A 25,305-nucleotide genomic window follows, 5' to 3' on the forward strand; every position below is an offset into this window, starting at 1 on the left:
GCTGCACGAAAGCAAGCCCGGCCCCATGGCGGGCGGGTTCACTTCAACAGTCGCTCAATGGAGGACTACTCATGCGTACCTTTGACCTTACTCCCTTTTATCGTTCGACCGTCGGTTTCGACCGCCTCTTCTCGCTGCTTGATCAGGCGACCGACGGCACCCCCGGCTATCCGCCCTACAACATCGAGCGCACCGGCGATAACGCCTATCGCATCAGCGTGGCGGTTTCCGGCTTCGCGCTGAGCGAGCTTTCGATCGTCGCCAAGGAAAACACCCTGACCATCAAGGGCGAGAAAGTCGCCAACGAGAACGCCAAGGAAAAATCCGAAGTGCTTTACCGCGGCATCGCGGCACGGGCCTTCGAGCGCGTATTCCAGCTTGCCGATTTCGTGGTCGTGAAGAACGCCTCACTCGAGAACGGCCTGCTGCATGTCGACCTCGTGCGCGAGATTCCCGAGGCCAAGAAGCCCCGCAACATTCCGATCGCGGGCGCTGCACAGGACGCGCCTGCCATCGAGGGCTCGGCCGCCAAGGCCGCTGCCTAAGGCACGCGTCGAGGACGCTGCCCAAGCGTTGGTAGCGTAGCGTTGATTACGAAAACGCCCCGGGAAACCGGGGCGTTTTTTTATGTACCAAGCGGTCATTCCGGGATGGTCCGAAGGACCAGACCCGGAATCTCGAGATTCCGGATTCGAGCTTCGCTCGCTCCGGAATGACGAAGGGTCACTCCAAATCCTGCACCTTTGGCATCGGCTGCGTCGGCTGAATGGCCGGCGAGGCTGGCTTGGCCTCGACGGGCGGCGCCGGTGGGGCCGGCGGAGCCTCAGTGGGCTTGACCTGCATGGCGGCCGATTGCTGCGCGGGTGCGGGCGCTGGCGCAGGTTTCGCGGCGACAGGCTGCTCGACCGCAGGCCGCGACGGCGCGGCCTTCGGCATCGGAACGGAGGTTGGCGCGCGGCTTGCCATCTTGGGCGCGGCCGCCGGACGCCCTTCGAGACGTGTCATCGGCTCCAGCGGTTCATATGAAGGCCGCGGTGGGCCGCCATAATAACCATCGCCGTAGCCGCCATAGCGGTCAAAGTGCTCGGCCCGGACGAAGCGCATGATCCGTCCGTCACGGGCGTCGATCACCAGCCGGCCATCGTCGCCGCGGCGGTCGATCGCCGAGATCGAATAAAACAGGCCGCGCAACCGCGGCGCGCCGAGCGGCGAAAACCCGTTCTCGCGCAGGACCGCATAGACCTCTGTCGGCGGCAGCAGCGGCGCGCCATAGGCCGGACCGTATTCGGCAGGACCGGCGCCATATCCCCGGGGCGGCCCATAGGCTGGTGGCGGGCCGTAGGCCACCGGCGGGCCATAGGCCGGTGCTGGAGGTGGCGGCGGCGCGTCGGCATAGGGCCCGGCAATATCGGATGCGGACTGGTAGCGGGCGGGCCCGGCCTGCTGGGGCGCCCCCTGTGCATTCGCCGCTGTCGCCGCGAAAACCAGCCCGGCCGTCATGGCCAACCCTGTGAACGCCTTCATTTGGAGCTCCTGTGACGCTCTCGCTTGTCGAGAGCTTTTTTGCCCTCACCCCGGAACCGGAATTTCGCCGCGGATTTCGGCAGTCCTTGGGCGACATCGCGGCGTGCCTTGCCTCAAAGACCTTGCGGAATGCCCGCTGCGTCTCACATGCACGGCAGAACTGCTTGGCGAGCGACTTTCACGTGCTTGTGTGGTAGACAAAAATTTGGCATGGTCGAAGTTAGGACAGGAACACTGTCTCAATTTTAGGCCGCACTCCCCGGCACGGGGATTGCAGCGCCCAGGCTAAATTTAAGAAATTGCGGCTCGCGGAGGACGACCAGTGGCCCGGTGGGTGCCACAACGCCAAAGCTGCGCCGCCGACTGTGAGGCCCAAGGCCTTATCGATTGAAGGGACGCAAAGAATGAGCCGGTCCGAATTCGAGCGCGAAAACATCGTGGCCCCTGGGCTGTCGGTCGCGGCGTCGAAACCGGCCGATGTTTCGCACGCGATCGAAAAACACACATTCCGCCCAGAGGCCGAAGGTCTGTACGACCCCGCGTTGGAGAAGGACTCTTGCGGCGTCGGCTTCATCGCCAACATCAAGGGCAAGAAGTCGCATCAGATCGTCGCCGATGCGCTTCAGATCCTCTGCAACCTCGAACATCGCGGCGCGGTCGGCGCCGACCCGCGCGCCGGCGACGGCGCCGGCATCCTGGTGCAGATTCCGCACGCCTTCTTTGCGCGCAAGGCGAAAGAGCTTGGCTTCGCGCTGCCTGCGCCGGGCGCCTACGCCGTCGGCGCGCTCTTCATGCCGAAGGAAAAGGCCTGGCGGAAGGTGATCCAGAGCATCATCGCCGACCAGATCAAGGACGAAGGCCTGAAGCTGCTCGGCTGGCGCGAGGTGCCGACCGACAATTCCTCGCTCGGCGAAACGGTCAAGCCGACCGAGCCCGCCAACATGCAGGTCTTCATCGGCCGCGGCGCGCATATCAAGGACGAGGTCGAGTTCGAGCGCCGCCTCTACATCCTGCGCAAGTCGATTTCGCAAGCGATCTATCAGCGCCGCGACCGCGGCATGGCGGGCTATTACCCCTGCTCGATGTCGTGCCGCACCGTGATCTACAAGGGCATGTTCCTCGCCGACCAGCTCGGCAAGTACTATCCCGACTTGCACGAGGCGGATTTCGAGAGCGCGCTCGCGCTGGTGCACCAGCGCTTCTCGACCAACACCTTCCCGACCTGGTCGCTCGCGCATCCCTACCGGATGATCGCGCATAACGGCGAGATCAACACGCTGCGCGGCAACACCAACTGGATGGCAGCGCGGCAGGCTAGCGTGCATTCGGAGCTCTACGGCAAGGACATCACCCGTCTGTGGCCGATCTCCTATGAAGGCCAAAGCGACACCGCCTGCTTCGACAACGCGCTCGAATTCCTGGTGCAGGGCGGCTACTCGCTGCCGCACGCGGTGATGATGATGATTCCGGAGGCCTGGGCCGGCAATCCCTTGATGGATGAGAAGCGCCGCGCCTTCTACGAATATCACGCCGCGATGATGGAGCCGTGGGACGGCCCCGCCGCGATCGCGTTCACCGACGGCCGCCAGATCGGCGCCACGCTTGACCGCAACGGCCTCAGGCCAGCGCGCTATCTGGTGACGTCAGACGATCGCATTGTCATGGCCTCCGAAATGGGTGTGCTCAAGATTCCGGAAGACCAGATCGTCACAAAGTGGCGGCTGCAACCGGGCAAGATGCTGCTGGTCGACCTCGAACAGGGCCGGCTGATTCCGGACGACGAGATCAAGGCCGAGTTGGCCCGGAGCCATCCGTTCCAGGAATGGCTCGACGGCTCGCAGATCGTGCTTGAGGAATTGCCGGAAGCGCCCACCAAGGGCATGCGCTCGAACCTGCCGCTCTTGGATCGGCAGCAGGCGTTCGGCTACAGCCAGGAAGACACCACGATCCTGATGGCGCCGATGGCCTCGACCGGCGAAGAGGCAAACGGCTCGATGGGCAACGACACGCCGATCTCGGCGCTGTCCGACAAGCCCAAGCCGCTGTTCACCTACTTCAAGCAGAACTTTGCGCAGGTCACCAACCCGCCGATCGACCCGATCCGCGAAGAGCTGGTGATGAGCCTCGTCTCGATCATCGGGCCGCGGCCGAACCTGTTCGACCTCGAGGGTGCTGCCGCGAGCAAGCGCCTCGAAGTGCGCCAGCCGATCCTCACCGATGCGGACCTCGAGAAGATCCGCTCGATCTCGGAGATCGCGGATACCCATTTCAAGTCGCGCACCCTCGACACCACGTTCCATGCCGGTCTCGGCGCCGCGGGCCTCGAGCAGGTGCTTGACGAATTGACCGCGCGTGCCGAAGCGGCCGTGCGCGAAGGCATCAACATCGTGATTCTCTCAGACCGCATGGCGGGCACGGACCGGATTCCGATCCCCTCGCTGCTCGCCTGCGCCGCCGTGCATCATCATTTGATCCGCACCGGCTTGCGAACCTCGGTGGGTCTCGTCGTCGAATCCGGCGAGCCGCGCGAGGTGCATCACTTCGCGTGCCTGGCCGGCTACGGCGCCGAAGCGATCAATCCCTATCTGGCGTTCGAGACCATCATCGCCATGAAGGACCGCCTGCCCGGCTCGCTCGACGACTACGAGATCGTCAAGCGCTACATCAAGTCGATCGGCAAGGGCCTGCTCAAGGTGATGTCCAAGATGGGCATTTCGACCTATCAGTCCTATTGTGGCGCGCAGATCTTCGACGCCGTCGGCCTCAAGGCCGATTTCGTCGCCAAATATTTCGCCGGCACCCACACCCGCATCGAGGGCGTGGGGCTGAACGAAATCGCCGAAGAAACCGTTCGCCGCCATGCGGACGCGTTCGGCGAGGCGCCGATCTACAAGAACGCACTCGATGTCGGCGGCGAATATGCCTACCGCACCCGCGGCGAGGAACACGCCTGGACAGCCGAATCCGTCTCCAACCTGCAGCACGCGGTGCGCGGCAATTCGCTTGAGCGTTATCGGGCGTTCGCGAAAATCCTCAACGAGCAGTCCGAGCGGCTCTTGACGCTGCGCGGCCTGTTCAAGATCAAGACCGCCGAGGACGAAAAGCGAAAAGCCATCCCGCTCGACCAGGTCGAGCCGGCCAAGGAGATCGTCAAGCGCTTCTCCACCGGTGCGATGTCGTTCGGCTCGATCTCGCGCGAGGCGCACACGACGCTTGCGATCGCGATGAACCGGATCGGCGGCAAGTCCAACACCGGCGAAGGTGGCGAGGAAGCAGATCGCTTCAAGCCGCTGCCGAACGGCGATTCCATGCGCTCGGCGATCAAGCAGGTCGCCTCAGGCCGCTTCGGCGTCACCACGGAATATCTCGTCAATTCCGACATGATGCAGATCAAGATGGCGCAGGGCGCAAAGCCCGGCGAAGGTGGACAATTGCCCGGCCACAAGGTCGACGCAACGATTGCCAAGGTTCGGCACTCGACGCCAGGCGTCGGCCTGATCTCGCCACCGCCGCATCACGACATCTATTCGATCGAGGATCTGGCGCAGCTCATCTACGACCTGAAGAACGTCAATCCCGAAGGCTGGGTCTCGGTGAAGCTCGTCTCCGAAGTCGGCGTCGGCACCGTCGCCGCGGGCGTCGCCAAAGCACGCGCGGATCACGTCACCATTGCGGGCTTCGAGGGTGGCACCGGCGCCTCGCCGCTGACCTCAATCAAGCACGCAGGTAGCCCTTGGGAAATCGGCCTTGCCGAAACCCACCAGACGCTGGTGCGCGAGCGGCTGCGCAGCCGCATCTCCGTGCAGGTCGATGGCGGCTTCCGCACCGGACGCGACGTCGTGATCGGTGCGCTGCTGGGCGCCGACGAATTCGGCTTTGCCACCGCGCCGCTGATTGCAGCCGGTTGCATCATGATGCGCAAGTGCCATCTCAACACCTGTCCCGTTGGCGTTGCGACGCAGGACCCAGTGCTGCGCAAGCGCTTCACCGGCCAACCCGAGCACGTCATCAACTACTTCTTCTTCGTCGCCGAAGAAGTCCGCGAGATCATGGCCGCGCTTGGCTACCGCACATTCAACGAGATGGTCGGCCAGACCCAGATGCTCGACCAGACCAAACTGGTCGCGCACTGGAAGGCCAAGGGCCTCGATTTCTCAAAACTGTTCGTGCGGCAGAAGGAAGAGAAAGGCCAGAAGATCTATCACGCCGAGCCGCAGAACCATCATCTGGAGGCCGTGCTTGACCGCACCCTGATCGGGAAAGCGCAGGCAGCGCTGGACCGTGGCGCGCCGGTGAAGATCGAGAGCGAAATCAACAACACCGACCGTTCGGCCGGCGCCATGCTGTCGGGCGCGGTCGCCAAGATCTATGGCCATGCGGGGCTGCCGCTCGATACCATCACCGTGAACTTCAAGGGCACGGCCGGGCAGGCGTTCGGCGCGTGGCTGGCTGCCGGCATCACCTTCGACCTCGAAGGCGTCGCCAACGACTATGTCGGCAAGGGGCTCTCCGGCGGGCGGATCGTCGTCAAGCCGCCGCGCAACGCCGGCATCGTGCCGGAAGAGTCCATCATCGTCGGCAACACCGTGATGTATGGCGCGATCGAAGGCGAATGCTATTTCCGCGGCATTGCCGGCGAGCGCTTCGCGGTCCGTAACTCCGGCGCGATCGCCGTGGTCGAAGGCGCGGGCGATCACTGCTGCGAATACATGACCGGCGGCATCGTCGTGGTGCTTGGCAAGACCGGGCGCAATTTCGCGGCCGGCATGTCCGGCGGCATCGCCTATGTGCTGGACGAGGATGGCTCTTTCGACAAGCTCTGCAACATGGCGATGGTCGACCTCGAACCGGTTCTGTCGGAAGAGATGATCAACGAGGACACCTATCACCAGTCGGGCGATCTCGAAGCGCACGGCCATGTCGACGTGTTCCAGGACTTGCTCGACTCTGACGTCGAGCGGCTGCAAGTCCTGATCACCCGTCACGCCAAGCTGACGGGCTCGAAGCGCGCGGCCGAGATTCTCGGCGACTGGAAGACGTGGCTGCCAAAATTCCGCAAGGTGATGCCGGTGGAGTACCGCCGCGCACTGAAGGAAATGAAGGCAAACGCCGACGCCGAACCGAAAATCGCAATCGGGGCGTAACCAACGGGCCTCATCCTTCGAGACGCGGCGAAGACGCCGCTCCTCAGGATGAGGATAGAGACTGTACATCCCTCATGGTGAGGAGGCGCGAAAGTGCCGTCTCGAACCATGAGGCCAAGATGAGACAAGACGAGAATTGCAGGGGCTGCAGGTTTAAATGGGCAAGGTAACCGGTTTTCTCGAATTCGAACGGCACGACCGCAAGTATGCGCCCGTGGCCGAGCGGCTGAAGAATTTTCAGGAATTCGTCATTCCCCTGACGGAAAAGGAAACGCGCGACCAGGCCGCGCGCTGCATGAACTGCGGCATTCCCTATTGTCACGGCACCGGCGCTGTGACGCCGGGCACGCCGGGCTGCCCGGTCAACAACCAGATCCCCGACTTCAATGATCTGGTCTATCAGAACAACTGGCAGGAAGCCTCGCGCAACCTGCATTCGACCAACAACTTCCCGGAATTTACCGGGCGCATCTGCCCCGCGCCGTGCGAAGCCTCCTGCACGCTCAACATCGACGACAATCCGGTCACCATCAAAACCATCGAATGCGCGATCGTCGACCGCGCCTGGGAGAACGGCTGGATCAAGCCGGAGCCGCCCGCCGAGAAGACCGGCAAGAAGGTCGCGGTGGTCGGTTCAGGTCCGGCGGGGCTTGCCTGCGCGCAGCAGCTCGCGCGCGCCGGCCACGACGTGCATGTGTTCGAGAAGTTCGCCAAGGCCGGCGGCCTGCTGCGCTATGGCATTCCCGACTTCAAAATGGAGAAGGGCGTCATCGACCGCCGCGTGGCGCAGATGGAAGCCGAAGGCGTCACGTTCCATTACGGCAGCTACATCGGCAATGGCGGCACCGATCCGCGCAAACTGATCGAGGACTATGACGCCGTGGCGCTCACCGGCGGCGCGGAGGCGCCGCGCGACCTGCTCATCCCCGGCCGCGATCTCGACGGCATTCACTTTGCGATGGATTTCCTGCCGCAGCAGAACCGCCGCGTCGGCAACGAACCGCTCGGCGATGTGCGTGACATCCTTGCCGGCGGCAAGCACGTCGTTGTGATCGGCGGCGGCGATACCGGATCAGACTGCATCGGCACCTCATTCCGCCAAGGCGCGGCCTCCGTGACGCAGCTCGAGATCATGCCGGCGCCGCCCGAGCGCGAGAACAAGGGCCTGACCTGGCCGAACTGGCCGCTCAAGATGCGGACGTCGTCGAGCCAGGCCGAGGGTGCAAAACGCGAATACGCGGTGTTGACGCAGAAGTTTTCCGGCGCTGACGGCAAGGTCGCAAAGCTGCATTGCGTGCAGGTCGACGACAAGTTCAAGCCGATTGCCGGCACCGAATTCGAACTCGACGCGCAGCTCGTGCTGCTCGCGATGGGCTTTGTGCATCCGGTGCACGAGGGCCTGCTCAAGTCGCTCGGCGTCGAACTCGATCCGCGTGGCAACGTCCGCGCCAACACCCACGACTTCCAGACCTCGCTCGCAAAGGTGTTTTCGGCCGGCGACATGCGCCGCGGTCAATCGCTCGTCGTTTGGGCGATCCGCGAGGGACGGCTGTGCGCACGCTCGATCGATAACTTCCTGATGGGATCGACGAGTTTGCCGCGATAGACACTTTCACCCTCCCCCTCCAGGGGAGGGTCAGCGCTAATTCTGCACCCGCACGCCCAGCATCACCACCGTCGAAGCCGAGCTTGCCAGCGGCACGTTGGAGTCGAGGATGTCCCGCCGCAGCGTGCCCTTGATCCAGAGATTGCGCGTCAGCTTGTAGATGAGGTCGCCTTCGTACGAGTAGCTTTTGTCGAAGCGGCCATCGCCCTGATAGTCGTAGGTGCCGTAGGTGAACTTGCCGACCGCGGTCAGCCAGCGGCGGAAGTCGTGATCGACCTCGAACGTATAGGTGTGGGTCAGCACGCCGGAGACGCCAGGCACGATGACCTCGTCGATCGAGGTCGTCGAATTGAATTTCGCCGTGGTCAGAGGCGTCGCGGTCCAGGTCAGCGAGGATGACGTCAGCAGACCGTCGATTTTTCCGAGACGCGGATCGGCATAGTTGCGCTCGGCCCAGCCGACAGCGATTTCGCCGATCAGGAGTTGCGAGAACAGGAACGAGGTGCCGGCCTTGGCGTATCCGCCGCTGGAATTGCGCGCAAATCCGGAGAAGTCGAGGTACTGGTCATGGAAACGGCTGTCGCCCTCGGCCTCGACGAACGGTTTGACGCCGGGCAAGAGATCGTAACTGACACGGCCGACGCCGCCATATTGGTTGTAGGCGCGGTCCGCGTTGCTGGCGATTGTGCCGTCGGTCAACACGGAGTTCTGGTAGACCGTGCGATCGAAGGTGGCGCCGCCGGCAATCTCGAGCCGGTTGAAGCGCTGATCGAGGCCGAGCGTCGAGCCGAAGGTCGCGTAGACCGGATATTTGGCAAGACCAGCCGTGACGTTCGGGCTGCCGGGATTGTCGGTTGCGAGGCGCAGGCGCAGTTGCTGCGTGAGGCTGGTGTCTTGCGTGACGTCGACACGGCCGTCGATGTGGCCGGTGAAATCCGGGCGGCTGACATCGGTCGGCGCGGCGGAAATCGCACCGTCCTGCGTCGGCGACAGGCTGTTGGTATAGCCCGTGAAGGAGCCGCGCAGGTCGGCAACGAGCGCGTGCCGCTCCCAGTCGGAGGTCACCATCAGTTCAGGCGCGACCACCCAGAACGGCGAGCCCTGCGGCGTCGTGGTGCGGCCGGGGTTGGTGTCGTAGCCGCCGCGCAGTTCGACCGCGGATTTGACCAGGAAGCTGCCGGCGTAGTCGCCGACCGGCCCGAACGGATCGTTGTCGACCGGCAACGGCTTGCGCGCGGGCAGGCCCTCGGCAGTGCCGGCCATCCCGGCCGGGACGGGAGGTCGATTCGCCGTCTGGGACGGCGGCGGTGCAATCTTCACCCGCGCATTCGGATTGGTCGGCCCTTTCGCCTCGGACGGCGCCGGCGTGCCCGGCCCCGGCGATGGCTTTGGCTTCACCTGTCCCGGATAAAGCCTCGGCTGCTTGCGTTTGCGGTTGAGCGAATCAAAGCCGTCGTCGGCCGCGCCACTCGCGGCAGGCAGGCCGTATTTCGGGATATTGCCGATTCGCGACGGCGCCGGTGGCTGCTTCTGGTCGGCGGGCTGGCCGTCGACCGCCGGATCGGTCGTGTTGTCGGCCGCCTTTCCGCTGGTCTTGCGCAGAAACGAATCTTGCGGCGATAGAAAGCCGCCGGGCGTGGGGCGCAGCAAATCGGATGTGAAGGTCTGCGCTTTGAGGGGTGAGGTGGCCGCGGTCAGGCCCAAGGAAAGCCCAAGGCACGGCAAGACGGCACGCAACAAGGTTGCGTGCTTGCGGCGGCCCAAAGCTGGCCTCGGCACCACGATGGAAATACCCCAGCACTTTCAGACATTTACCTTGATGGCCACGGTGGCCGACCTGGAAAACGTCGTTAACGGAGTAAAAACAATTATGGTTAATGAGGCGTTGAGAACGCCCCATCGCGTCGCCTTCCCCCGCCCGGCCGTGGTAGGAAAGCCGCCTCATCCCAAGCACCTTCGGAATCACGTATGCGTCCTTCGAAACCGCTGATGGCCAATTCAACCGGCACCGATCCCGATAACGCCGCCGTCCAATCGGCCCTCCGCACGCTCGATGCCGAAGGCAGCGGCATCGCCGCCATCGAAGCGGCGCTACGGTCCGATCTCGGCGAGACCTTTGCCCGCGCCGCGGATTTCATCCGCAACGCCAAGGGACGGCTGATCGTCACTGGGCTCGGCAAATCCGGCCATATCGCCCGCAAGATCGCGGCGACCTTCGCCTCCACCGGCACGCCGGCGTTCTTCGTGCATGCGGCGGAAGCCGGCCACGGCGATCTCGGCATGATCACCGGCGACGACGTCATCCTGGCGATGTCGTGGTCCGGCGAGCAGCCGGAGATGAAGTCGCTGATCACCTATGCAACGCGCTTCAGCATTCCCCTGATCGCCATGACGGCGGAACGCGACTCGACGCTTGCCAAGGCTGCCGACGTCGCGCTGACGCTGCCGAAGGCGCGCGAGGCCTGCCCGCATAATCTTGCGCCCACCACCTCCTCGCTGATGATGCTCGCCCTCGGCGATGCGCTGGCGATTGCGCTGCTGGAAGGCCGCGGCTTCACGTCAGTCGATTTCAGCGTGCTGCATCCAAGCGGCAAGCTCGGCGCGATGCTGAAACATATCAGCGAGGTCATGCACACCGGGGCGGCGGTGCCGATCAAGCCGCTCGGCACCCGCATGTCGGAGGCGCTGGTCGAGATGACCTCGAAAGGTTTCGGTTGCGTCGGCATTGTCGATGCGCGCGGGCACGTCGCCGGCATCGTCACCGACGGCGACCTGCGGCGTCACATGCGGCCCGACCTGATGACGGCGCTGGTCGACGAGGTCATGACGACGAATCCGAAGACGATCCGCGGCGATCTGCTTGCGAGCGAAGCGCTGGAAATCCTCAACGCCTCGAAGATCACCGCGCTGATCGTGACCGAGGCCAACAAGCCGGTTGGCATCGTGCATTTACACGATCTGTTGCGCGCCGGGGTGGTGTAATTAGCCTCGCCCCGCTTGCGGGCAGAGGGAGTTAAGTCGGAAACCGCGCCGCGCTCTCCTCCAGCGGCAGCTTGAGCCCGTTCGCCAGATACGACACGGTGCGATAGAAGCCGCACAGCAGGATGATCTCAAAGATCTTTGCGTCATCGTAGTGCGACGCGAGTTGCGAGAATTCGTCGTCGCAGAGCGTCGAACGCGCATGCAGCGCCTCGACGGCCGCAATCAGCGCTTGTTCGGCGGCCGACCAGCACGGCGCGCCTGCGCCCTCGTGCACGGTCGCGCTGATCTCGGCCTCGTTAAGGCCAGCGGCCTTCGCAAAGGTCGTGACATGGACGCCCCATTCGTACTCGCAGGCATTAAGGGCGCAGGTGCGATCGATGACGATCTCGCGTTCCCTTAAATTCAGCGGGCCGCGATCGAGCAGGCCGCCGGCGCGAAATTTCTCCCAGGCGCGCGGTTGTGAGGCCATCACCCGGAACAGCATCAATGGCGGCGCGCCGCGCATGATGCGGTCGAACTGGCCTTGAATCTCAGCCTCATAGGGCGGCTCGAGGGGGGCTATTCGCGACATCGCCAACTCCATGCTACACTATCAGTAGCAGCTTTTGCTACATATTTTGTAGCGATGCAAGATAGGATTTGAACGCGGATGGCAAAACCAGCTTCAACTATTCGTAACAAGCTCAGGGGCGGCCCGGTGCGCGGCTCACGGACGGGCCGGCCGATCATGGCGCTGCTCGACCTGTTCGGGCGGCGCTGGTGCCTGCGGATCCTGTGGGAGCTGCGCGAGCGTTCGATGACGTCACGCGCGCTTCGTGCCGCCTGCGATGAGGCTTCACCGACCGTGCTGAACGAACGATTGAAGGAGTTGCGCGAGGCCGGCTTTATCGAACTGGTCCCGGCAAGCGGTTACGGACTGACCGACATGGGCCGCGAGCTGCAGGAGACGCTGCTGCCGCTGCATCGTTTTGCGGAGCGCTGGGGCAAAAACCAGTAAGTTTTCGTCATTGCGAGCGAAGCGAAGCAATCCAGAAGCCCTTCATTGAAGCATCCTGGATTGCTTCGTCGCTTCCGCTCCTCGCAATGACGGCGGCGATCAAGCCGCCGCCACCGTCAACCTCGCGCCGTCGGCCTGCACGATCTTGACCCGGCTGCCGGCCGGCGCGTCGGGGCCGGCCACCCGCCAGACGGTGTCATCGATCCGAACCGTGCCCGTGCCGTCGACGATCGGCTTTTCCAGCGTGAACACGCGCCCCACCAGCGCATCCGCGCGCTTGTTGAGGAAGGGGCTGTCGGCGCCGTCAGTGGCATTGTTGCGCGCCAGACGCCGCCAGACCGGCACCGCGACGACGGCAAAGGCCGCGAACATCAGGATCTGGACCTGCCAGGACGGTGTATACGCGAACGATATCAGCCCGGTCAGGAGCGCCGCGAGCCCGAGCCAGAACAGGAATACGCCGGGTGCGATCAGTTCCAGCGCCATCAGGATGATGCCGAAGATCAGCCAGTTCCAGGTGCCGAGGGTAACGAACATTTCGTTCATGACACGCTCTCCCGCATTTACTCCGCAGGCGCCGGCGGAGCACTTCCGGCGGTCGGCACCGAGGCGCGGCGCGCTGCCGCCTGGGCCGAGATCGCGCTCTCGCCGAAGGTTGCTTTTGCGATCTCGCCGATGCCGGCCAATGAGCCGAGCATGCTCATCGCCTCCACCGGCAGCATGATCACCTTCTGGTTCGGCGCGTCGGCCAGTTGCCCGAACGCCTTGATGTATTTGTCGGCGATAAAGTAATTCAGCGCGGCGACATCGCCCTTGGCGATGGCTTCCGACACCATCTGAGTCGCCTTGGCTTCGGCCTCCGCCAGACGCTCGCGCGCTTCGGCATCGCGGAAGGCGGCCTCGCGGCGACCTTCCGCCTGCAGGATCTGGCCTTGCTTGGCGCCCTCGGCGCGCAAGATTTCCGACTGGCGCTGGCCTTCGGCTTGCAGGATGTCGGCGCGCTTGACGCGCTCGGCCTTCATCTGCCGGCCCATCGCCTCGACCAGATCGGCGGGCGGTACGATGTCCTTGATCTCGATGCGGTTGACCTTGAGGCCCCACGGCGAGACGGCGGCGTCGACGACGCGCAGCAGGCGCTCATTGATCTCGTCACGATGCGACAGCACCTGGTCGAGATCCATCGAGCCCATCACCGAGCGGATGTTGGTCATGGTCAAGACGATGATCGCCTGTTCGAGATTGGCGACTTCGTAGCTCGCCTTCGCCGCGTCGAACACCTGGAAGAACGCGACGCCGTCGGCCGTCACCGTGGCGTTGTCCTTGGTGATCACCTCCTGCTCAGGAATGTTGATCACCTGCTCCATCATGTTCATCTTGCGGCCGATGCGGTCGAAATAGGGAACGATGAGGTTCAGTCCCGGCGTCAGAGTGCGGGTGTATTTGCCAAATCGTTCGACGGTCCAGTTGTAGCCCTGCGCCACCGTCTTGATGCCGGCAAACAAGGTGAGAATAACCAACAGCGCAATCGCAATGGCGAAGATGTCGAAACCGGTCATCCAAATCTCCTGAAGGTGAACAGCAAAGCCTGAAAACTCTCCTGCAAACGCTTCTCAAGCGCAGCCAACCCGTCCATTGGTCACCTGCCGCAAATGTAAGGTTCGAAGAGAAGAAAAACGAGTGGGATTGACCGCCTTGACTTTCAGGAGATCATACCCAGCCCTGAAGCTCGCGCAAAACGAGCTGGCGGATCACATCCATGCCGCCCTCGCTGTCATTCAGGCAGGGAATATATGAAAACTGCTCGCCGCCATTGTGCTTGAAGATCTCGGCATTTTCCTGCGCGATTTCTTCCAGCGTTTCCAGGCAATCGGCGGAAAATCCCGGCGTGACGACGGCGACGCGGCGCACGCCGTCTTTCGCAAGTTTTTCCATGGTCTTGTCGGTATAGGGCTGAAGCCACTGGTCGAAACCGAAGCGCGACTGATAGGTGAGCAGCAGCTTCGTTTGATCCAAGCCAAGCCGTTTGCGAAGCGCGTCCGTCGTCGCCTCGCACTGGCGTGCATAGGGATCGCCCTTGTCGACATATTTCTGCGGCATGCCGTGAAATGACGCGACGATGACGTCAGGCTGAGCCGAAAGCCCTTTCAGATGTGTCTCGATCGAAACCGCGAGCGCTTCGATGTAATCGGGATCGTCGTAATAAGGCGGCGTCACCCGCAGCACCGGCTGCGCACGCATTGCCGCCAGCACGCGAAACACCTCATCGCACACCGTCGCCGATGTTGCCGCCGAATATTGCGGATAGAGCGGCACGACCAGCAGGCGATCGCAGCCTTGCGCCGTCAGCGCACCGATCCGCTCTGCAATCGACGGGTTGCCGTAACGCATCGCCCAATCGACCTCGACATGATCGTGGTCGGCGATACTGGCCGCGAGCTTGTCGGCCTGCCCGCGGGTGATGGTCTTGAGCGGAGACTCGTCCGCGACCGTATTCCAGATCTTGCGATAGTCGCGCGCTTTGCGGGCCGGGCGCGTGCGCAGGATGATGCCGTTGAGCACGAGCTTCCACAGCAAGCCCTGATTCTCGATCACGCGGGGGTCCGACAAAAACTCCTTCAGGTAGACACGCACACCGCGCGCGTCCGCCGTATCGGGCGTGCCGAGATTGACCAGCAGCACCCCGATGCGCGCCGGTGCGGGCCCGGCGGCAGGCGTTGAAAGATCGCTTGGAGAAACCACGCTCATGCGGCTGGCTTCGCGCGTCGGACCAACCTTGTCAAGGCAACGGCAGGTTCGGTACTGTCATGGCCAAGAGCAGGCCGGACATCGCAAGGGGCAAGCAACCGACGTTGTCCTTATGTCCGGCAATAACTTCCGCAGGCCGGGGGAGCCATGACCGTCGCCGAATGGTGCGTTTTCGCAAGCTTGATGCTCAGTCTGCTGAGCATCGCTTCGGTGAAATGGCTCAGGCATGGCGTTTTCGACAATTCCAGACCGCGCGATCCGGCTTTCTATAACGACCCGATTGCGGCCCGCGCGTTCGGCGCACACCAGAACGGGCTGGAGGCCTTTCCGTTTTTTGCGGCCGCGGTGCTGCTCGCCGAATTTCGCAGCTCACCCCAGAACCTGATCAACGAACTCGCCGTCCTGTTTGTGATCGTGCGGATTGCCTATGTCTTCACTTACATCGGCAACCGGCCTACCCTTCGCTCGATCCTGTGGAGCATGGGCTTTGTGATCAACATCGCAATCTTCTTCCTGCCGGGCTTGCGAAAGTTGCTGCCGATCTGACGCGCAGCCCCCGCGCACCCGCCCTCACGGACAGGCCACCGTGATCCGGTTGGCGAACATCGCACCGGCCTCGTCATGATCGTCATCGGCTGGATGCTCGTCCACAGGCTTTGCACGCGCCGCACGATCCATCGGCCGCCGCTGCAGCCCGATCGTGCAGGAAGGCGGCGCCCCGACCAGGCTGACCGAGTCGCTCCCGCCGAATTTGAAGTCCGCAAAGAAGGTCGGATCGAACACGTCGAGCACGAGCTCCTTCGGCTTCACCGGCTGCTTAAGCGGCAAGGTGAAATGCAGCGTCAGCCGGTCGCGGCTGTATTCCATGAAGTAATCGACGGGTTCGTCGAACTTCACATTCTTCCCGTCCGCCTTTGCGAAGTTGAAATAGCCGAACTCCTTCAGCGATTCGGCGTTGGTCCGTGCAAGCGGCGCCAGCTCTTCGCGGGAGTAGGCGTCCTTTGCCTTGCCGTCGATCTCCTGCAAGGCGCCGGTCGTGAACATGTCGTCGAAAGTCCACGCATGGCGCACGCCGGTCATTGAGCCGTCCGGCGCAAACAGCAGTTCGCTCGAAGAGGTGATCCAGACGTCGGGATGGGCCTGCGCAGCCGTCGCGCCCAGCACCCCCATGGCACCAAACAGCAGGCTTGCGAGGCTGCGCCGAACCAGCCTCATCTCAGGCAGCCTTTTCATGCAGCCTCGGGCGTTTCGAGCAGGCCGCGGCGGCGGAGCAGCGCGTCGGGCTCGGGGTCCCTGCCGCGGAAGGCGACATAGGCCTCTTCCGGATCGCGCGAGCCGCCGGAGGAATAGATGTCGTCGTGCAGCCGCTTTGCAGTTGCCGGATCGAAGATGTCCCCTGCCTCCTCGAACGCGCCGAAAGCATCGGCGTCCATTACCTCCGACCACATGTAGCTGTAATAGCCCGACGCATAGTGATCGCCGGAGAAGATATGGCCGAACTGCTGGGGCCGGTGCCGCATCGCGATTTCCGCGGGCATGCCGATTTTCTCCAATTCCCGACGCTCGAAGGCGCGCACGTCCGCGCTGGCGGAGGCGGCCTGCGTGTGGAATTCGAGGTCGAGTAGCGCGGAGGCCACGAATTCGACCGTGGCAAAGCCCTGGTTGAACTTGCGCGCGGCGATGAAGCGCTTGAGCAGGTCGTCCGGCAGCGGCTCGCCGGTCTGGTAGTGGCGGGCGAACTGGCGCAGCACCTGCGGCTGCTCCTGCCAGTGCTCGTAAAGCTGAGAGGGCAGCTCGACGAAGTCAGTGAATACGCTGGTGCCCGACAACGAGGGAAACAGCACGTCCGACAGCATGCCATGCAGGCCGTGGCCGAACTCATGGAACAGCGTGCGGGCGTCGTCCGGCGACAGCAAGGACGGCTCGCCCTCGGCGCCCTTCGAGAAGTTGCAGACGTTGAGGATCAAAGGCGTGATCTCGCCATCGAGCTTCTGCTGGTCGCGCAAGGAGGTCATCCACGCGCCGGAGCGTTTGGAGGGCCGGGCGAAGTAGTCGCCATAGAACAGCGCCTGGTGTTTGCCGTTGCGATCGCGGACGTCCCAGACCCGGACATCCGGATGCCAGACCGGGATATCCTTCCGCTCCTCGAAGGAGAGGCCAAACAGACGGCTGGCGCAGTCGAAGGCCGCCGCTATCATGTGGTCGAGCGAGAGATAGGGCTTGATCGCAGCATCGTCGAAATTGGCCCTGACCTGCCGCAGCTTCTCGGCGTAGAAGCGCCAGTCCCAGGGGGCAAGCGCGAAATTGCCGCCCTCCTTGGCGATCATCTCCTGGAGCGCGTCGCGGTCGCCCAGCGTCCGCTCGCGCGCCGGCTTCCAGACCCGCTCCAGCAGACCGCGCACGGCCTCAGGCGTCTTCGCCATGGAATCTTCCAGGCGATAGGCGGCGAAGGTCGGATAGCCGAGGAGTTTGGCGCTTTCCTCGCGCAACGCCAGGATCTCGACAATGGTCGCGGTGTTGTCGTTGGCGTTGCCGTTGTCGCCGCGGGCGGTGAAGGCCTTGTAAACCTTCTCGCGCAGGTCGCGGCGGGTCGATGTCTTCAGGAATGGCTCCACGAACGAGCGCGACAGCGTCACGATCGCCTTGCCGGCAAGCCCCCGCTCCTCGGCGGCGGCGCACGCGGCCGCCACAAAGCTCTCCGAAAGCCCCTCGCGATCGGCCTCGCCAAGCTCCATGAACCAGTCCTGCTCGTCGCCGAGCAGATGGTGGCTGAAGGTCGTCCCGAGATGGGCGAGCCGCTCGTTGATCTCGGCCATCCGCGCCTTGGCGGCCTCGTCAAGCCCGGCGCCGGCGCGGTGGAAACGCGTATAGGTGCGCTCCAGGAGCCGCATCCGCTCGCCGTCAAGGCCCAGCGTCGCCCGATTATCGTGGAGCTGGACGATGCGGCCGAACAGCACGGCGTTCATCATGATCGGATTCCAGTGCCGCGCCATCCGCAACGACACCTCCTTGTCGGCCTCGAGCAGCGCCGGGTTGGAATGGGCCGACACCAGCGCGTAGAACACGGCCGAGACCTTGGAGAGCAGCTTGCCCGAGCGCTCCAGCGCCGTGATCGTGTTGTCGAAGTCCGGCTGCGCCGGATCGTGGGTGATCGCGGCGATCTCCGCCGCATGGTCGGCGAAGGCCTGCTCGAAGGCGGGGAGGAAATGCTCGACCTTGATCTCGTCGAAGGGCGGCGTCTGATCCGGTGTCTGCCAGGCGATCAGGAGCGGGTTGGCCTCTGCAGGCGTGGCCACGGTTTCGGCAATGTCTGACATCCAAAAATCCCGTATTTCTTCGCAAATTCCTTGACGCTGCTATATCACGCGGTGAGGCTTTTTTGCGCCTTTTGCGCTTGATAGACGCCCGCTTTTCATGGAGATTGCGGCCCGAAAACGGGAACTGTCCCGGCATCTATGAGTTCACGACCATGAGCGCAAAAACCTCACCGACCACCGGCCGCCGCGAGATCGCCTGGCCCAGCGTCATCACCGTCCTCAGCGCGGCGGTGCTGATCAGCGCGGAAGTGTTCGGCGCGGCTTTCGCCGGCGGCTGGGCGCTCGCGATCATCCTTCCGCCGGAGGATTTCTTCCTGAGCATGTCGCAGGACACCTGGGCTCATATCCTGCAGGCCATCTTGTTTGCGATCGGCGTGTTCGTGATGATCACGTTCATCCGCGCCGCGCAGCGTGTCGAGCCGTTCACGCGCCGCGCGTGAGTCGAAGAGCGCGAGCGCGCGCTTCATGGGGCTCGCCGGCGTTACGCTTCCTTAAACAAACTTAACGCACGTTCATCTTCGACTCCGTTTTCGTGCCTCGAGCGCGGCGACGTAAGCGCGCGTTAGGGAAATTTGCGCTCAGCCTAAAAAAATTGTTGCGAAGCAGACTCAAAAGTCTTATGTGCGGACTTGCCCAATTTCGCACGTGCCTGTGGTCGTGTGTCAGTCGGTAGGTATCCGGACAAGAGGCCGGACAGCCGCCAAGGGTTGAAGAAGACCGAGGGTCGCTTCGAGTTACAGACTCGAGAGGCCAGCATCTCTCTCCAGAGGTGCCGTTGAAGGTCCCTTCTCTCCTTGCAACCGTGACTGGCAGCCGGAGGCGAACCGGCGCACCTCGTTCTCAACGGGGGACGCGACTTAAAGCAACGACGGATCGGGCTTTTTTGGTCTCTACCGGCATTCCAACCGCCGGCGCGGGCTACTGAAAAGGCTTGTCCTTCATTGCCAGGTGATCGGGCGGGAAAATTCCCAACCAATCCACGGCAGCACAATTCGGTTTGAGGTTCGAGGTCCTGTCGCGTCTCCATCGTGCGGCAACGACCACGGCACCTACGACCGAGAACATTTTGAACGGGTCCGTCGCTGGACCGTTTGGAGGGTGCTATGACCGAACGCATCAGGGAATTCCTGCGCAACCGCCGGAACGAGGGCCAGGACATCGAGCCTTGCCTCGTCGTCGACCTCGAAGTGGTGCGCGACAACTATCAGAGCTTCGCCAAGGCGCTGCCCGACAGCCGCGTGTTCTACGCGGTGAAGGCCAACCCTGCGCCGGAAGTGCTGTCGCTGCTCGCCTCGATGGGCTCGTGCTTCGATACCGCGACCGTTGCGGAGATCGAGATGGCGCTGGCCGCAGGCGCAACGCCGGACCGCATCTCCTTTGGCAACACGATCAAGAAGGAGCGCGACATTGCGCGCGCTTTCGCCTTGGGGATTCGGCTCTTTGCGGTGGACTGCGCCGCCGAGGTCGAAAAGGTTGCCCGTGCGGCTCCGGCTGCGAAGGTGTTCTGCCGCATTCTCTACGACTGCGCCGGCGCCGAATGGCCGCTGTCGCGGAAGTTCGGCTGCGACCCGGAAATGGCGGTCGAGGTGCTCGACCTCGCCAAGCGCCTGGGCCTGGAGCCGGTCGGCATCTCCTTCCACGTCGGCTCGCAGCAGCGCAAGGTGAAGGCCTGGGACCGCGCTCTGGCGATGGCCTCTCAGGTGTTTCGCGACTGCGCCGAGCGGGGGATCAGCCTTTCCATGGTCAACATGGGCGGCGGCTTCCCGACCAAGTACCTCAAGGACGTTCCTCCGGTCGTGCAGTACGGCCGGTCGATCTTCCGCGCGCTGCGCAAGCATTTCGGCAACCAGATCCCGGAAACGATCATCGAACCGGGACGCGGCATGGTCGGCAATGCGGGTATCATCGAGTCCGAAGTCGTCCTGATCTCCAGGAAGAGCGACGAGGACGAGGTGCGCTGGGTGTACCTGGACATCGGCAAGTTCGGTGGTCTCGCCGAGACCATGGACGAGTCGATCCGTTACGCGATCCGCACCCCGCATGACGGGGCCGAGATGACGCCGTGCGTGCTCGCTGGGCCCACCTGCGATTCCGCCGACGTCATGTACGAGAAGATGCCGTATCCGCTCCCCGTCACGCTCGAGATCGGCGACAAGGTGCTGATCGAGGGAACCGGGGCCTATACGTCGACCTACTCGTCGGTGGCCTTCAACGGCATTCCGCCGCTCAAGACCTACCACATCTGACCTGGCCGATTTGAAGGCCTGACATCACTGGGAGCCGGTCCGCCGGCTCCCTCCCTGACATCGCCGATTTGGACAACGCAGCCGCGGGCGTGCCGCTCGTTAGGCTGTGGGGACTGACGTGCCATGACTGCTTTTCGGAAGACCAAGCTCGCCCTCACCCTGAACGCCGCTCCGTTCGCGATCCGTGCGGAGAAGGCCTCAGACGTCGTCGCCCGTGAAGCGCTGCTCGATGCCGCATTTGGCGAGAATCGCCATTTGCGCACCTGCCAGCGCCTGCGCGACGGACGCGCGCCCGCCGAAGGCCTTGCCTTCTCGGCTGTGGCCGAAGGGCACCTGGTCGGTACCTTGCGGTTGTGGCACGTCAGCGCCGGGGGCACCCCGGCGCTCGTGCTCGGCCCGCTTGCGGTAGATAGCACCTCCCGCAAGCTCGGGGTCGGGACCGCGCTGATGGACCATGCGCTCGCGGCGGCGACGGCGCGTGGCCATCGCGCGGTGATCCTGCTCGGCGATGCGCCCTACTACGCCCGCTTCGGCTTCTCGGCCCAGAAGACGGCCGAGCTGTCGCTGCCGGGCCCGTTCGAGCGCGACCGCCTGCTCGGCCTCGAACTTGCGCCTGGCGCGCTCGATGGCGCGCAGGGCCTGATCGTGCCGACCGGCTCGGCGCTTCCCATGCGGAAGGCGCCGCGCGCCCGCGCGGCGTAGCGGAGCCGACGCCATGCGCAAGAACCTGCCGACGGCACGCGCGGTGCCGCACACGCGCTTTCGCGGCCTCATCACGACCATGCTCGTGATGGCGTTGAGCCTGCTGATCGTCCGGGACATTTTAGTCAGGCGATGGGGCTCCCCGCCGCCGCCGCCGGACGTGACACGGCGTCTGCCCTGAGCTAATTCCGTTCGCAATCCAGACCCGAACCAAGGCTCCACATGCCCCGCCGTTTGATCTCGACCGGTTCGCCTTTTGAGAAGACCGCTGGCTACAGCCGCGCTGTCATCGACGGCGATATGGCCTTTGTCGCGGGCACCACCGGCTATGACTACGCCACCATGACCATGCCGGAGGATGTCACAAGCCAGACACGAAACTGCTTCAAGACCATCGAAGCGGCCTTGAAGGAGGGCGGTTTCGCGATGACCGATATCGTCCGCGCAACCTATTATCTCACCGACGTCAACAATGCGGATGCGCATTTCAAGGTCTGCGGCGAAGTTCTCGGCGACATTCGCCCCGCGGCCACGATGCTCGTGGTTGCTAGTCTCTTGAAGCCTGAAATGAAGGTCGAGATCGAAGTCACCGCCAAGCGGCGCGCGTGATCGCTGCAGTCACCGACGTAAGATAATAACATCACATCTTGCACTGAAAATCTCGGCGATTGTCGCCTCATCTGCGCGGGTGATATGATCAAGACATGAGCGCGCACGATCATCATGGGCACGACAACCACGACCATGCAGGCCATGCGCACCATGGCCACGATCATGGTCATGGCGAACACGGCCATAGCCATGCGCCGGCGAGCTTTGGCCTTGCCTTCGCGATCGGCGTCGCGCTCAACGGCGGCTTCGTACTCGTCGAGGTCGTCTACGGCCTGCTCGCGAACTCCACCGCGCTGCTTGCCGACGCCGGACACAACCTTTCCGACGTGCTGGGTCTCGTGGCAGCGTGGGTCGCCGCGGTGCTGTCGGGCCGCCCGCCGACACCGCGCCTGACCTACGGCCTGCGCAAAACCTCGATCCTCGCCGCGCTACTTAACGCGGTGCTGCTGCTGATCGCTTCCGGCGCCATTATCCTGAAAGCCGCGCAGCGGCTGTTGCAGCCGGAGCCGGTGGCCACCATCACCGTGATGGTTGTCGCGGCGATTGGCATCGCCATCAACGGCTTCACCGCCGCGCTGTTTGCGCGCGGCCGCGACAGCGACATCAACATTCGCGGCGCATACCTGCACATGGCGGCCGATGCGGCGATTTCGGCCGGCGTCGTCGTTGCCGGCGCGTTGATCATGCTCACAGACTGGCTCTGGCTCGACCCACTCGTCAGCCTTGCCATCGTCGGGGCGATCGTGGTCGGCACCTGGGGACTGTTGCGGGACAGCACCGCAATGTCGATGGCAGCGGTTCCCTCCGGCATTGACCCGGCCGCGGTGCGCGCCTACCTGGCGGGCCGTCCTGGTGTGGCTTCGCTGCACGACCTGCACGTTTGGCCAATGAGCACCACGGAAACCGCGCTCACCGCGCACCTGGTGACGCCCGCCGGACACCCTGGCGACGCCTTCTTAAGCGAAATCTGCCGCGAGCTGCAGCAGCGCTTCGGCATTGGCCACGCCACCTTGCAGATCGAGATGGCCACTATCGATTGCGCCCTGGCGCCGGATCACGTCGTGTAACGGCTTTATGACAGCCACAGATCCCTGAACCTCAGGACTTGATTTCATCGGCCAATTGCCGTTTTGAACGGATTACGTTTTGGCCAATCCCATCCGTTTCGGAGACCCTCGATGTCCGCTTCATCCGTGCTTGCCCGCGTCACCGGCCCCATCGTCATGGTCGGCTTCGGCTCCATCGGCAAAGGCACGCTGCCGATGATCGAGCGGCATCTCGATTACGACAAGTCGCGCATCACGGTGATCGATCCCAAAGACGAGGGCCGCAAGGCGCATTGCGAGAAGCACAATGTGCGCTTCATCCAGAAAGGCGTGACAAAAGACAACTATCGCGACTTGCTGACCCCGCTGCTCACCGAAGGCGGCGGCCAGGGCTTTTGCGTCAATCTCTCGGTCGACACCGGCTCGACCGACATCATGGAGCTCTGCAACGAACTTGGCGCGCTCTACATCGACACCGTCAACGAGCCCTGGCTCGGCTTCTATTTCGATGCGTCGAAGGGCCCGGAGGCGCGCTCCAACTACGCCCTTCGCGAGGTCACACTGGCGGCCAAGAAAGCGCGGCCAAAGGGCTCGACGACGGCCGTCTCCTGCTGTGGCGCCAATCCCGGCATGGTCTCCTTCTTCGTCAAGCAGGCGCTGCTCAATGTCGCCGCCGATCTGAAGCTCAATGCCCCCAGGCCGAAGACCAAAGCCGAATGGGCGGACCTGATGCGGCAGGCTGGCGTGAAAGGCATCCACATTGCCGAACGCGACACCCAGCGCTCCAAGTCGCCGAAAGAGCCTGACGTGTTCGTCAACACCTGGTCGGTGGAAGGTTTTCTGTCGGAAGGCATGCAGCCGTCAGAACTCGGCTGGGGCACCCATGAGAAATGGATGCCCGAAAATGCGCACACTCACCAGGCCGGTTGCGGCGCCGCCATCTATCTGATGCAGCCTGGCGCCAACACGCGCGTGCGAACCTGGTGTCCGACTCGCGGTGCGCAGTATGGCTTTCTCGTCACCCACAACGAGTCGATCTCGATCTCGGATTATTTCACGGTACGTGACGCATCGGGCACTGCAATCTATCGGCCGACCTGCCATTACGCCTACCATCCGGCTGACGATGCCGTGCTGTCGCTGCATGAGTTGTTCGGCCGCGCAGGGAAGATGCAGGAAAAGCACCACATCCTCGATGAGAACGAAATCGTCGATGGCATCGACGAGCTCGGCGTGCTGCTGTTCGGCCACGACAATAATGCCTATTGGTACGGCTCGCAGCTCTCGATCGAGGAGACCCGCGAACTGGCGCCCTATCAGAACGCCACCGGCCTGCAGGTGACCTCCGCCGTGCTCGGCGGCATGGTGTGGGCGCTGGAAAACCCGAACGAAGGCATCGTCGAAGCCGACGAGATGGATTTCGATCGTCTCCTGGAAATCCAGATGCCGTATCTCGGCCCGGTGAAAGGCTACTACACCGACTGGACGCCGCTCACCGATCGTCCCGGACTGTTCCCTGAGGACATCGACACCAGCGATCCCTGGCAATTCAGGAACGTGCTGGTGCGGTGAACGAAAACTCTCTCATCGCTCCGTAAGCGCCTGAGTTCCCGGAACGCGCAAAGCCACGCCGCGTTGCACCTCCGAAATCGGAGGACATGACATGGCCTTCAGCGGGACATCGTATCTTGCCGGCATTGGAACGACCGTCGCTGCCATCGCGTTCGGAGTAGCCTGCGGCAACATGATCACGACCAGCACGGTCCAGCCCCCGAACAGGCTGGAGCGCCAGAATGCGGGCACCACGGCCCGAGTGACGATAGGCGCGAATTCCGCGCCGACGAATCAGAAGCCGGCGTCGACGGATCCGAAAAAGGTGGATACGGAGTCCCAAGCGCAAGAGACGCCGCCGCAAACCGCGGCCGCTGATTCACAACCGGCTCAAGATCCTCCCGCGGCTGCGGCCAAGGCGGACGCCGCTACAAGCGGAAAACCCGCGCCCGCGGCCAGCAACCCCGCGCCAGCGGCCAAGAGCGAAGATGCGGCGCCCGTGAAAAGCGAGCGCGCCAGCGGTTCCCCCGACCAGAACAAGGTCGCTCGCAAGCGAGTGGAACGAAGATATTCCGATGACCGCAAATCGGAACGCCGGCGGCGACAGGATCAGGATGACCGCCGCCTGAATGAGGCGACCAATGCCGCTCGCCAGATGCCGTATGACACAAGGGTCGATGACGTTGTCGGACAGCAACGGCCGCCGCGTTTTGGCGAACGCCCGCGACGTTATGAACTCTACGACGACGATCCCCCACCGCGCCTGGTCAGCGAACCGCCTCCTCGCTTCTTCAGCTTTTTTGGCGACTAGGCGGCGCCGCAGACGGTCAAGC

Annotated in this window: 22 protein-coding genes; 14 read left to right on the forward strand and 8 right to left on the reverse strand. The window is 63.5% G+C overall.

The genetic code is table 11. The features are described from left to right. The first annotated feature begins 71 nt into the window (after window positions 1-71). The gene (locus VFB05_RS20530; protein ID WP_325015526.1) at window positions 72-545 is read left to right on the forward strand and encodes an Hsp20 family protein; all 474 of its coding nucleotides are present in this window, start codon (window positions 72-74) and stop codon (window positions 543-545) included. A gap of 178 nt (window positions 546-723) precedes the next feature. Here the strand turns inward: VFB05_RS20530 and VFB05_RS20535 are convergent, their stop codons facing one another. Then, window positions 724-1,524: a hypothetical protein gene (locus tag VFB05_RS20535; protein WP_325015528.1), complete on the reverse strand. Its 801-nt coding sequence runs from the start codon at window positions 1,522-1,524 to the stop codon at window positions 724-726. 404 nt (window positions 1,525-1,928) lie between these two features. On the opposite strand from VFB05_RS20535, the gene gltB reads away from it, so the two are divergent. Beyond that, on the forward strand, window positions 1,929-6,668 hold the full coding sequence (gene gltB / locus VFB05_RS20540; protein WP_325015530.1) for a glutamate synthase large subunit: 4,740 nt from the start codon (window positions 1,929-1,931) through the stop codon (window positions 6,666-6,668). Between the two features lie 157 nt (window positions 6,669-6,825). Then, window positions 6,826-8,274: a glutamate synthase subunit beta gene (locus VFB05_RS20545; protein ID WP_325015532.1), complete on the forward strand. Its 1,449-nt coding sequence runs from the start codon at window positions 6,826-6,828 to the stop codon at window positions 8,272-8,274. Window positions 8,275-8,310: 36 nt separating this feature from the next. On the opposite strand, the gene VFB05_RS20550 is transcribed toward VFB05_RS20545, so the two are convergent. Further along, on the reverse strand, window positions 8,311-10,056 hold the full coding sequence (locus VFB05_RS20550; RefSeq protein ID WP_414643225.1) for an outer membrane beta-barrel protein: 1,746 nt from the start codon (window positions 10,054-10,056) through the stop codon (window positions 8,311-8,313). Window positions 10,057-10,242: 186 nt separating this feature from the next. Here VFB05_RS20550 and VFB05_RS20555 point away from each other — a divergent pair, with 186 nt between their 5' ends. Then, window positions 10,243-11,256 (forward strand): KpsF/GutQ family sugar-phosphate isomerase, encoded by a 1,014-nt coding sequence (locus VFB05_RS20555; protein ID WP_325015536.1) that lies wholly within the window; start codon window positions 10,243-10,245, stop codon window positions 11,254-11,256. A 31-nt stretch (window positions 11,257-11,287) separates the two neighbouring features. Here the strand turns inward: VFB05_RS20555 and VFB05_RS20560 are convergent, their stop codons facing one another. Then, window positions 11,288-11,839, reverse strand: coding sequence for a carboxymuconolactone decarboxylase family protein (locus VFB05_RS20560; protein ID WP_414643226.1), 552 nt, complete (start codon window positions 11,837-11,839; stop codon window positions 11,288-11,290). 66 nt (window positions 11,840-11,905) lie between these two features. Between VFB05_RS20560 and VFB05_RS20565 the strand changes: the two genes are divergently transcribed. Then, the gene (locus VFB05_RS20565) at window positions 11,906-12,253 is read left to right on the forward strand and encodes a helix-turn-helix domain-containing protein (protein WP_325015540.1); all 348 of its coding nucleotides are present in this window, start codon (window positions 11,906-11,908) and stop codon (window positions 12,251-12,253) included. A gap of 99 nt (window positions 12,254-12,352) precedes the next feature. Here the strand turns inward: VFB05_RS20565 and VFB05_RS20570 are convergent, their stop codons facing one another. From VFB05_RS20570 to hemH, 3 genes are all read right to left on the reverse strand, one after another. Continuing rightward, on the reverse strand, window positions 12,353-12,799 hold the full coding sequence (locus tag VFB05_RS20570; protein WP_325015542.1) for an NfeD family protein: 447 nt from the start codon (window positions 12,797-12,799) through the stop codon (window positions 12,353-12,355). A gap of 17 nt (window positions 12,800-12,816) precedes the next feature. Then, complete coding sequence (locus VFB05_RS20575) at window positions 12,817-13,809, reverse strand: SPFH domain-containing protein (protein ID WP_325015544.1); 993 nt, start codon at window positions 13,807-13,809, stop codon at window positions 12,817-12,819. 151 nt (window positions 13,810-13,960) lie between these two features. Continuing rightward, window positions 13,961-14,998 (reverse strand): ferrochelatase, encoded by a 1,038-nt coding sequence (gene hemH, locus VFB05_RS20580; RefSeq protein WP_325015546.1) that lies wholly within the window; start codon window positions 14,996-14,998, stop codon window positions 13,961-13,963. A gap of 147 nt (window positions 14,999-15,145) precedes the next feature. Here hemH and VFB05_RS20585 point away from each other — a divergent pair, with 147 nt between their 5' ends. Further along, window positions 15,146-15,544, forward strand: a complete 399-nt coding sequence (locus VFB05_RS20585; protein ID WP_325015547.1) for an MAPEG family protein — start codon at window positions 15,146-15,148, stop codon at window positions 15,542-15,544. A 24-nt stretch (window positions 15,545-15,568) separates the two neighbouring features. Here VFB05_RS20585 and VFB05_RS20590 read toward each other — a convergent pair whose 3' ends face one another. Both VFB05_RS20590 and VFB05_RS20595 read right to left on the reverse strand, forming a co-directional pair. Next, window positions 15,569-16,207, reverse strand: a complete 639-nt coding sequence (locus VFB05_RS20590) for a DUF1007 family protein (protein ID WP_414643228.1) — start codon at window positions 16,205-16,207, stop codon at window positions 15,569-15,571. 20 nt (window positions 16,208-16,227) lie between these two features. Beyond that, window positions 16,228-18,315, reverse strand: a complete 2,088-nt coding sequence (locus VFB05_RS20595) for a M3 family metallopeptidase (RefSeq protein ID WP_325015549.1) — start codon at window positions 18,313-18,315, stop codon at window positions 16,228-16,230. A 152-nt stretch (window positions 18,316-18,467) separates the two neighbouring features. Between VFB05_RS20595 and VFB05_RS20600 the strand changes: the two genes are divergently transcribed. The 8 genes from VFB05_RS20600 to VFB05_RS20635 all read left to right on the forward strand — a co-directional run bounded on the left by VFB05_RS20600 (window position 18,468) and on the right by VFB05_RS20635 (window position 25,283). Then, complete coding sequence (locus VFB05_RS20600) at window positions 18,468-18,755, forward strand: hypothetical protein (protein ID WP_325015551.1); 288 nt, start codon at window positions 18,468-18,470, stop codon at window positions 18,753-18,755. A 663-nt stretch (window positions 18,756-19,418) separates the two neighbouring features. After that, window positions 19,419-20,561, forward strand: a complete 1,143-nt coding sequence (locus tag VFB05_RS20605; RefSeq protein ID WP_325015553.1) for a type III PLP-dependent enzyme — start codon at window positions 19,419-19,421, stop codon at window positions 20,559-20,561. A gap of 123 nt (window positions 20,562-20,684) precedes the next feature. Beyond that, the gene (locus tag VFB05_RS20610) at window positions 20,685-21,263 is read left to right on the forward strand and encodes an N-acetyltransferase (RefSeq protein WP_325015555.1); all 579 of its coding nucleotides are present in this window, start codon (window positions 20,685-20,687) and stop codon (window positions 21,261-21,263) included. Between the two features lie 13 nt (window positions 21,264-21,276). Further along, window positions 21,277-21,444 (forward strand): hypothetical protein, encoded by a 168-nt coding sequence (locus VFB05_RS20615; RefSeq protein ID WP_325015557.1) that lies wholly within the window; start codon window positions 21,277-21,279, stop codon window positions 21,442-21,444. A gap of 41 nt (window positions 21,445-21,485) precedes the next feature. After that, window positions 21,486-21,872, forward strand: a complete 387-nt coding sequence (locus VFB05_RS20620) for a RidA family protein (protein ID WP_325015560.1) — start codon at window positions 21,486-21,488, stop codon at window positions 21,870-21,872. A 95-nt stretch (window positions 21,873-21,967) separates the two neighbouring features. Then, window positions 21,968-22,942: a cation diffusion facilitator family transporter gene (locus VFB05_RS20625; protein WP_325015562.1), complete on the forward strand. Its 975-nt coding sequence runs from the start codon at window positions 21,968-21,970 to the stop codon at window positions 22,940-22,942. 111 nt (window positions 22,943-23,053) lie between these two features. Continuing rightward, window positions 23,054-24,493, forward strand: coding sequence for a homospermidine synthase (locus VFB05_RS20630; RefSeq protein ID WP_325015564.1), 1,440 nt, complete (start codon window positions 23,054-23,056; stop codon window positions 24,491-24,493). Window positions 24,494-24,584: 91 nt separating this feature from the next. Further along, window positions 24,585-25,283: a hypothetical protein gene (locus tag VFB05_RS20635; protein WP_325015566.1), complete on the forward strand. Its 699-nt coding sequence runs from the start codon at window positions 24,585-24,587 to the stop codon at window positions 25,281-25,283. Window positions 25,284-25,305: the final 22 nt, after the last annotated feature.

The organism is Bradyrhizobium sp., assembly GCF_035652035.1.
Taxonomy (GTDB): domain Bacteria; phylum Pseudomonadota; class Alphaproteobacteria; order Rhizobiales; family Xanthobacteraceae; genus Bradyrhizobium.

Bases quoted from the DNA above. Each gene is read 5' to 3' on its own strand.
- VFB05_RS20630 (WP_325015564.1), top strand. From the start codon at position 23,054: ATGTCCGCTTCATCCGTGCTTGCCCGCGTCACCGGCCCCATCGTCATG.
- VFB05_RS20595 (WP_325015549.1), bottom strand. From the start codon at position 18,315: ATGTCAGACATTGCCGAAACCGTGGCCACGCCTGCAGAGGCCAACCCG.
- VFB05_RS20620 (WP_325015560.1), top strand. From the start codon at position 21,486: ATGCCCCGCCGTTTGATCTCGACCGGTTCGCCTTTTGAGAAGACCGCT.
- hemH (WP_325015546.1), bottom strand. From the start codon at position 14,998: ATGAGCGTGGTTTCTCCAAGCGATCTTTCAACGCCTGCCGCCGGGCCC.
- VFB05_RS20560 (WP_414643226.1), bottom strand. From the start codon at position 11,839: ATGGAGTTGGCGATGTCGCGAATAGCCCCCCTCGAGCCGCCCTATGAG.
- VFB05_RS20615 (WP_325015557.1), top strand. From the start codon at position 21,277: ATGCGCAAGAACCTGCCGACGGCACGCGCGGTGCCGCACACGCGCTTT.
- VFB05_RS20610 (WP_325015555.1), top strand. From the start codon at position 20,685: ATGACTGCTTTTCGGAAGACCAAGCTCGCCCTCACCCTGAACGCCGCT.
- VFB05_RS20625 (WP_325015562.1), top strand. From the start codon at position 21,968: ATGAGCGCGCACGATCATCATGGGCACGACAACCACGACCATGCAGGC.
- VFB05_RS20555 (WP_325015536.1), top strand. From the start codon at position 10,243: ATGCGTCCTTCGAAACCGCTGATGGCCAATTCAACCGGCACCGATCCC.
- VFB05_RS20535 (WP_325015528.1), bottom strand. From the start codon at position 1,524: ATGAAGGCGTTCACAGGGTTGGCCATGACGGCCGGGCTGGTTTTCGCG.
- VFB05_RS20605 (WP_325015553.1), top strand. From the start codon at position 19,419: ATGACCGAACGCATCAGGGAATTCCTGCGCAACCGCCGGAACGAGGGC.
- VFB05_RS20635 (WP_325015566.1), top strand. From the start codon at position 24,585: ATGGCCTTCAGCGGGACATCGTATCTTGCCGGCATTGGAACGACCGTC.
- VFB05_RS20530 (WP_325015526.1), top strand. From the start codon at position 72: ATGCGTACCTTTGACCTTACTCCCTTTTATCGTTCGACCGTCGGTTTC.
- VFB05_RS20585 (WP_325015547.1), top strand. From the start codon at position 15,146: ATGACCGTCGCCGAATGGTGCGTTTTCGCAAGCTTGATGCTCAGTCTG.
- gltB (WP_325015530.1), top strand. From the start codon at position 1,929: ATGAGCCGGTCCGAATTCGAGCGCGAAAACATCGTGGCCCCTGGGCTG.
- VFB05_RS20565 (WP_325015540.1), top strand. From the start codon at position 11,906: ATGGCAAAACCAGCTTCAACTATTCGTAACAAGCTCAGGGGCGGCCCG.
- VFB05_RS20600 (WP_325015551.1), top strand. From the start codon at position 18,468: ATGAGCGCAAAAACCTCACCGACCACCGGCCGCCGCGAGATCGCCTGG.
- VFB05_RS20570 (WP_325015542.1), bottom strand. From the start codon at position 12,799: ATGAACGAAATGTTCGTTACCCTCGGCACCTGGAACTGGCTGATCTTC.
- VFB05_RS20545 (WP_325015532.1), top strand. From the start codon at position 6,826: ATGGGCAAGGTAACCGGTTTTCTCGAATTCGAACGGCACGACCGCAAG.
- VFB05_RS20575 (WP_325015544.1), bottom strand. From the start codon at position 13,809: ATGACCGGTTTCGACATCTTCGCCATTGCGATTGCGCTGTTGGTTATT.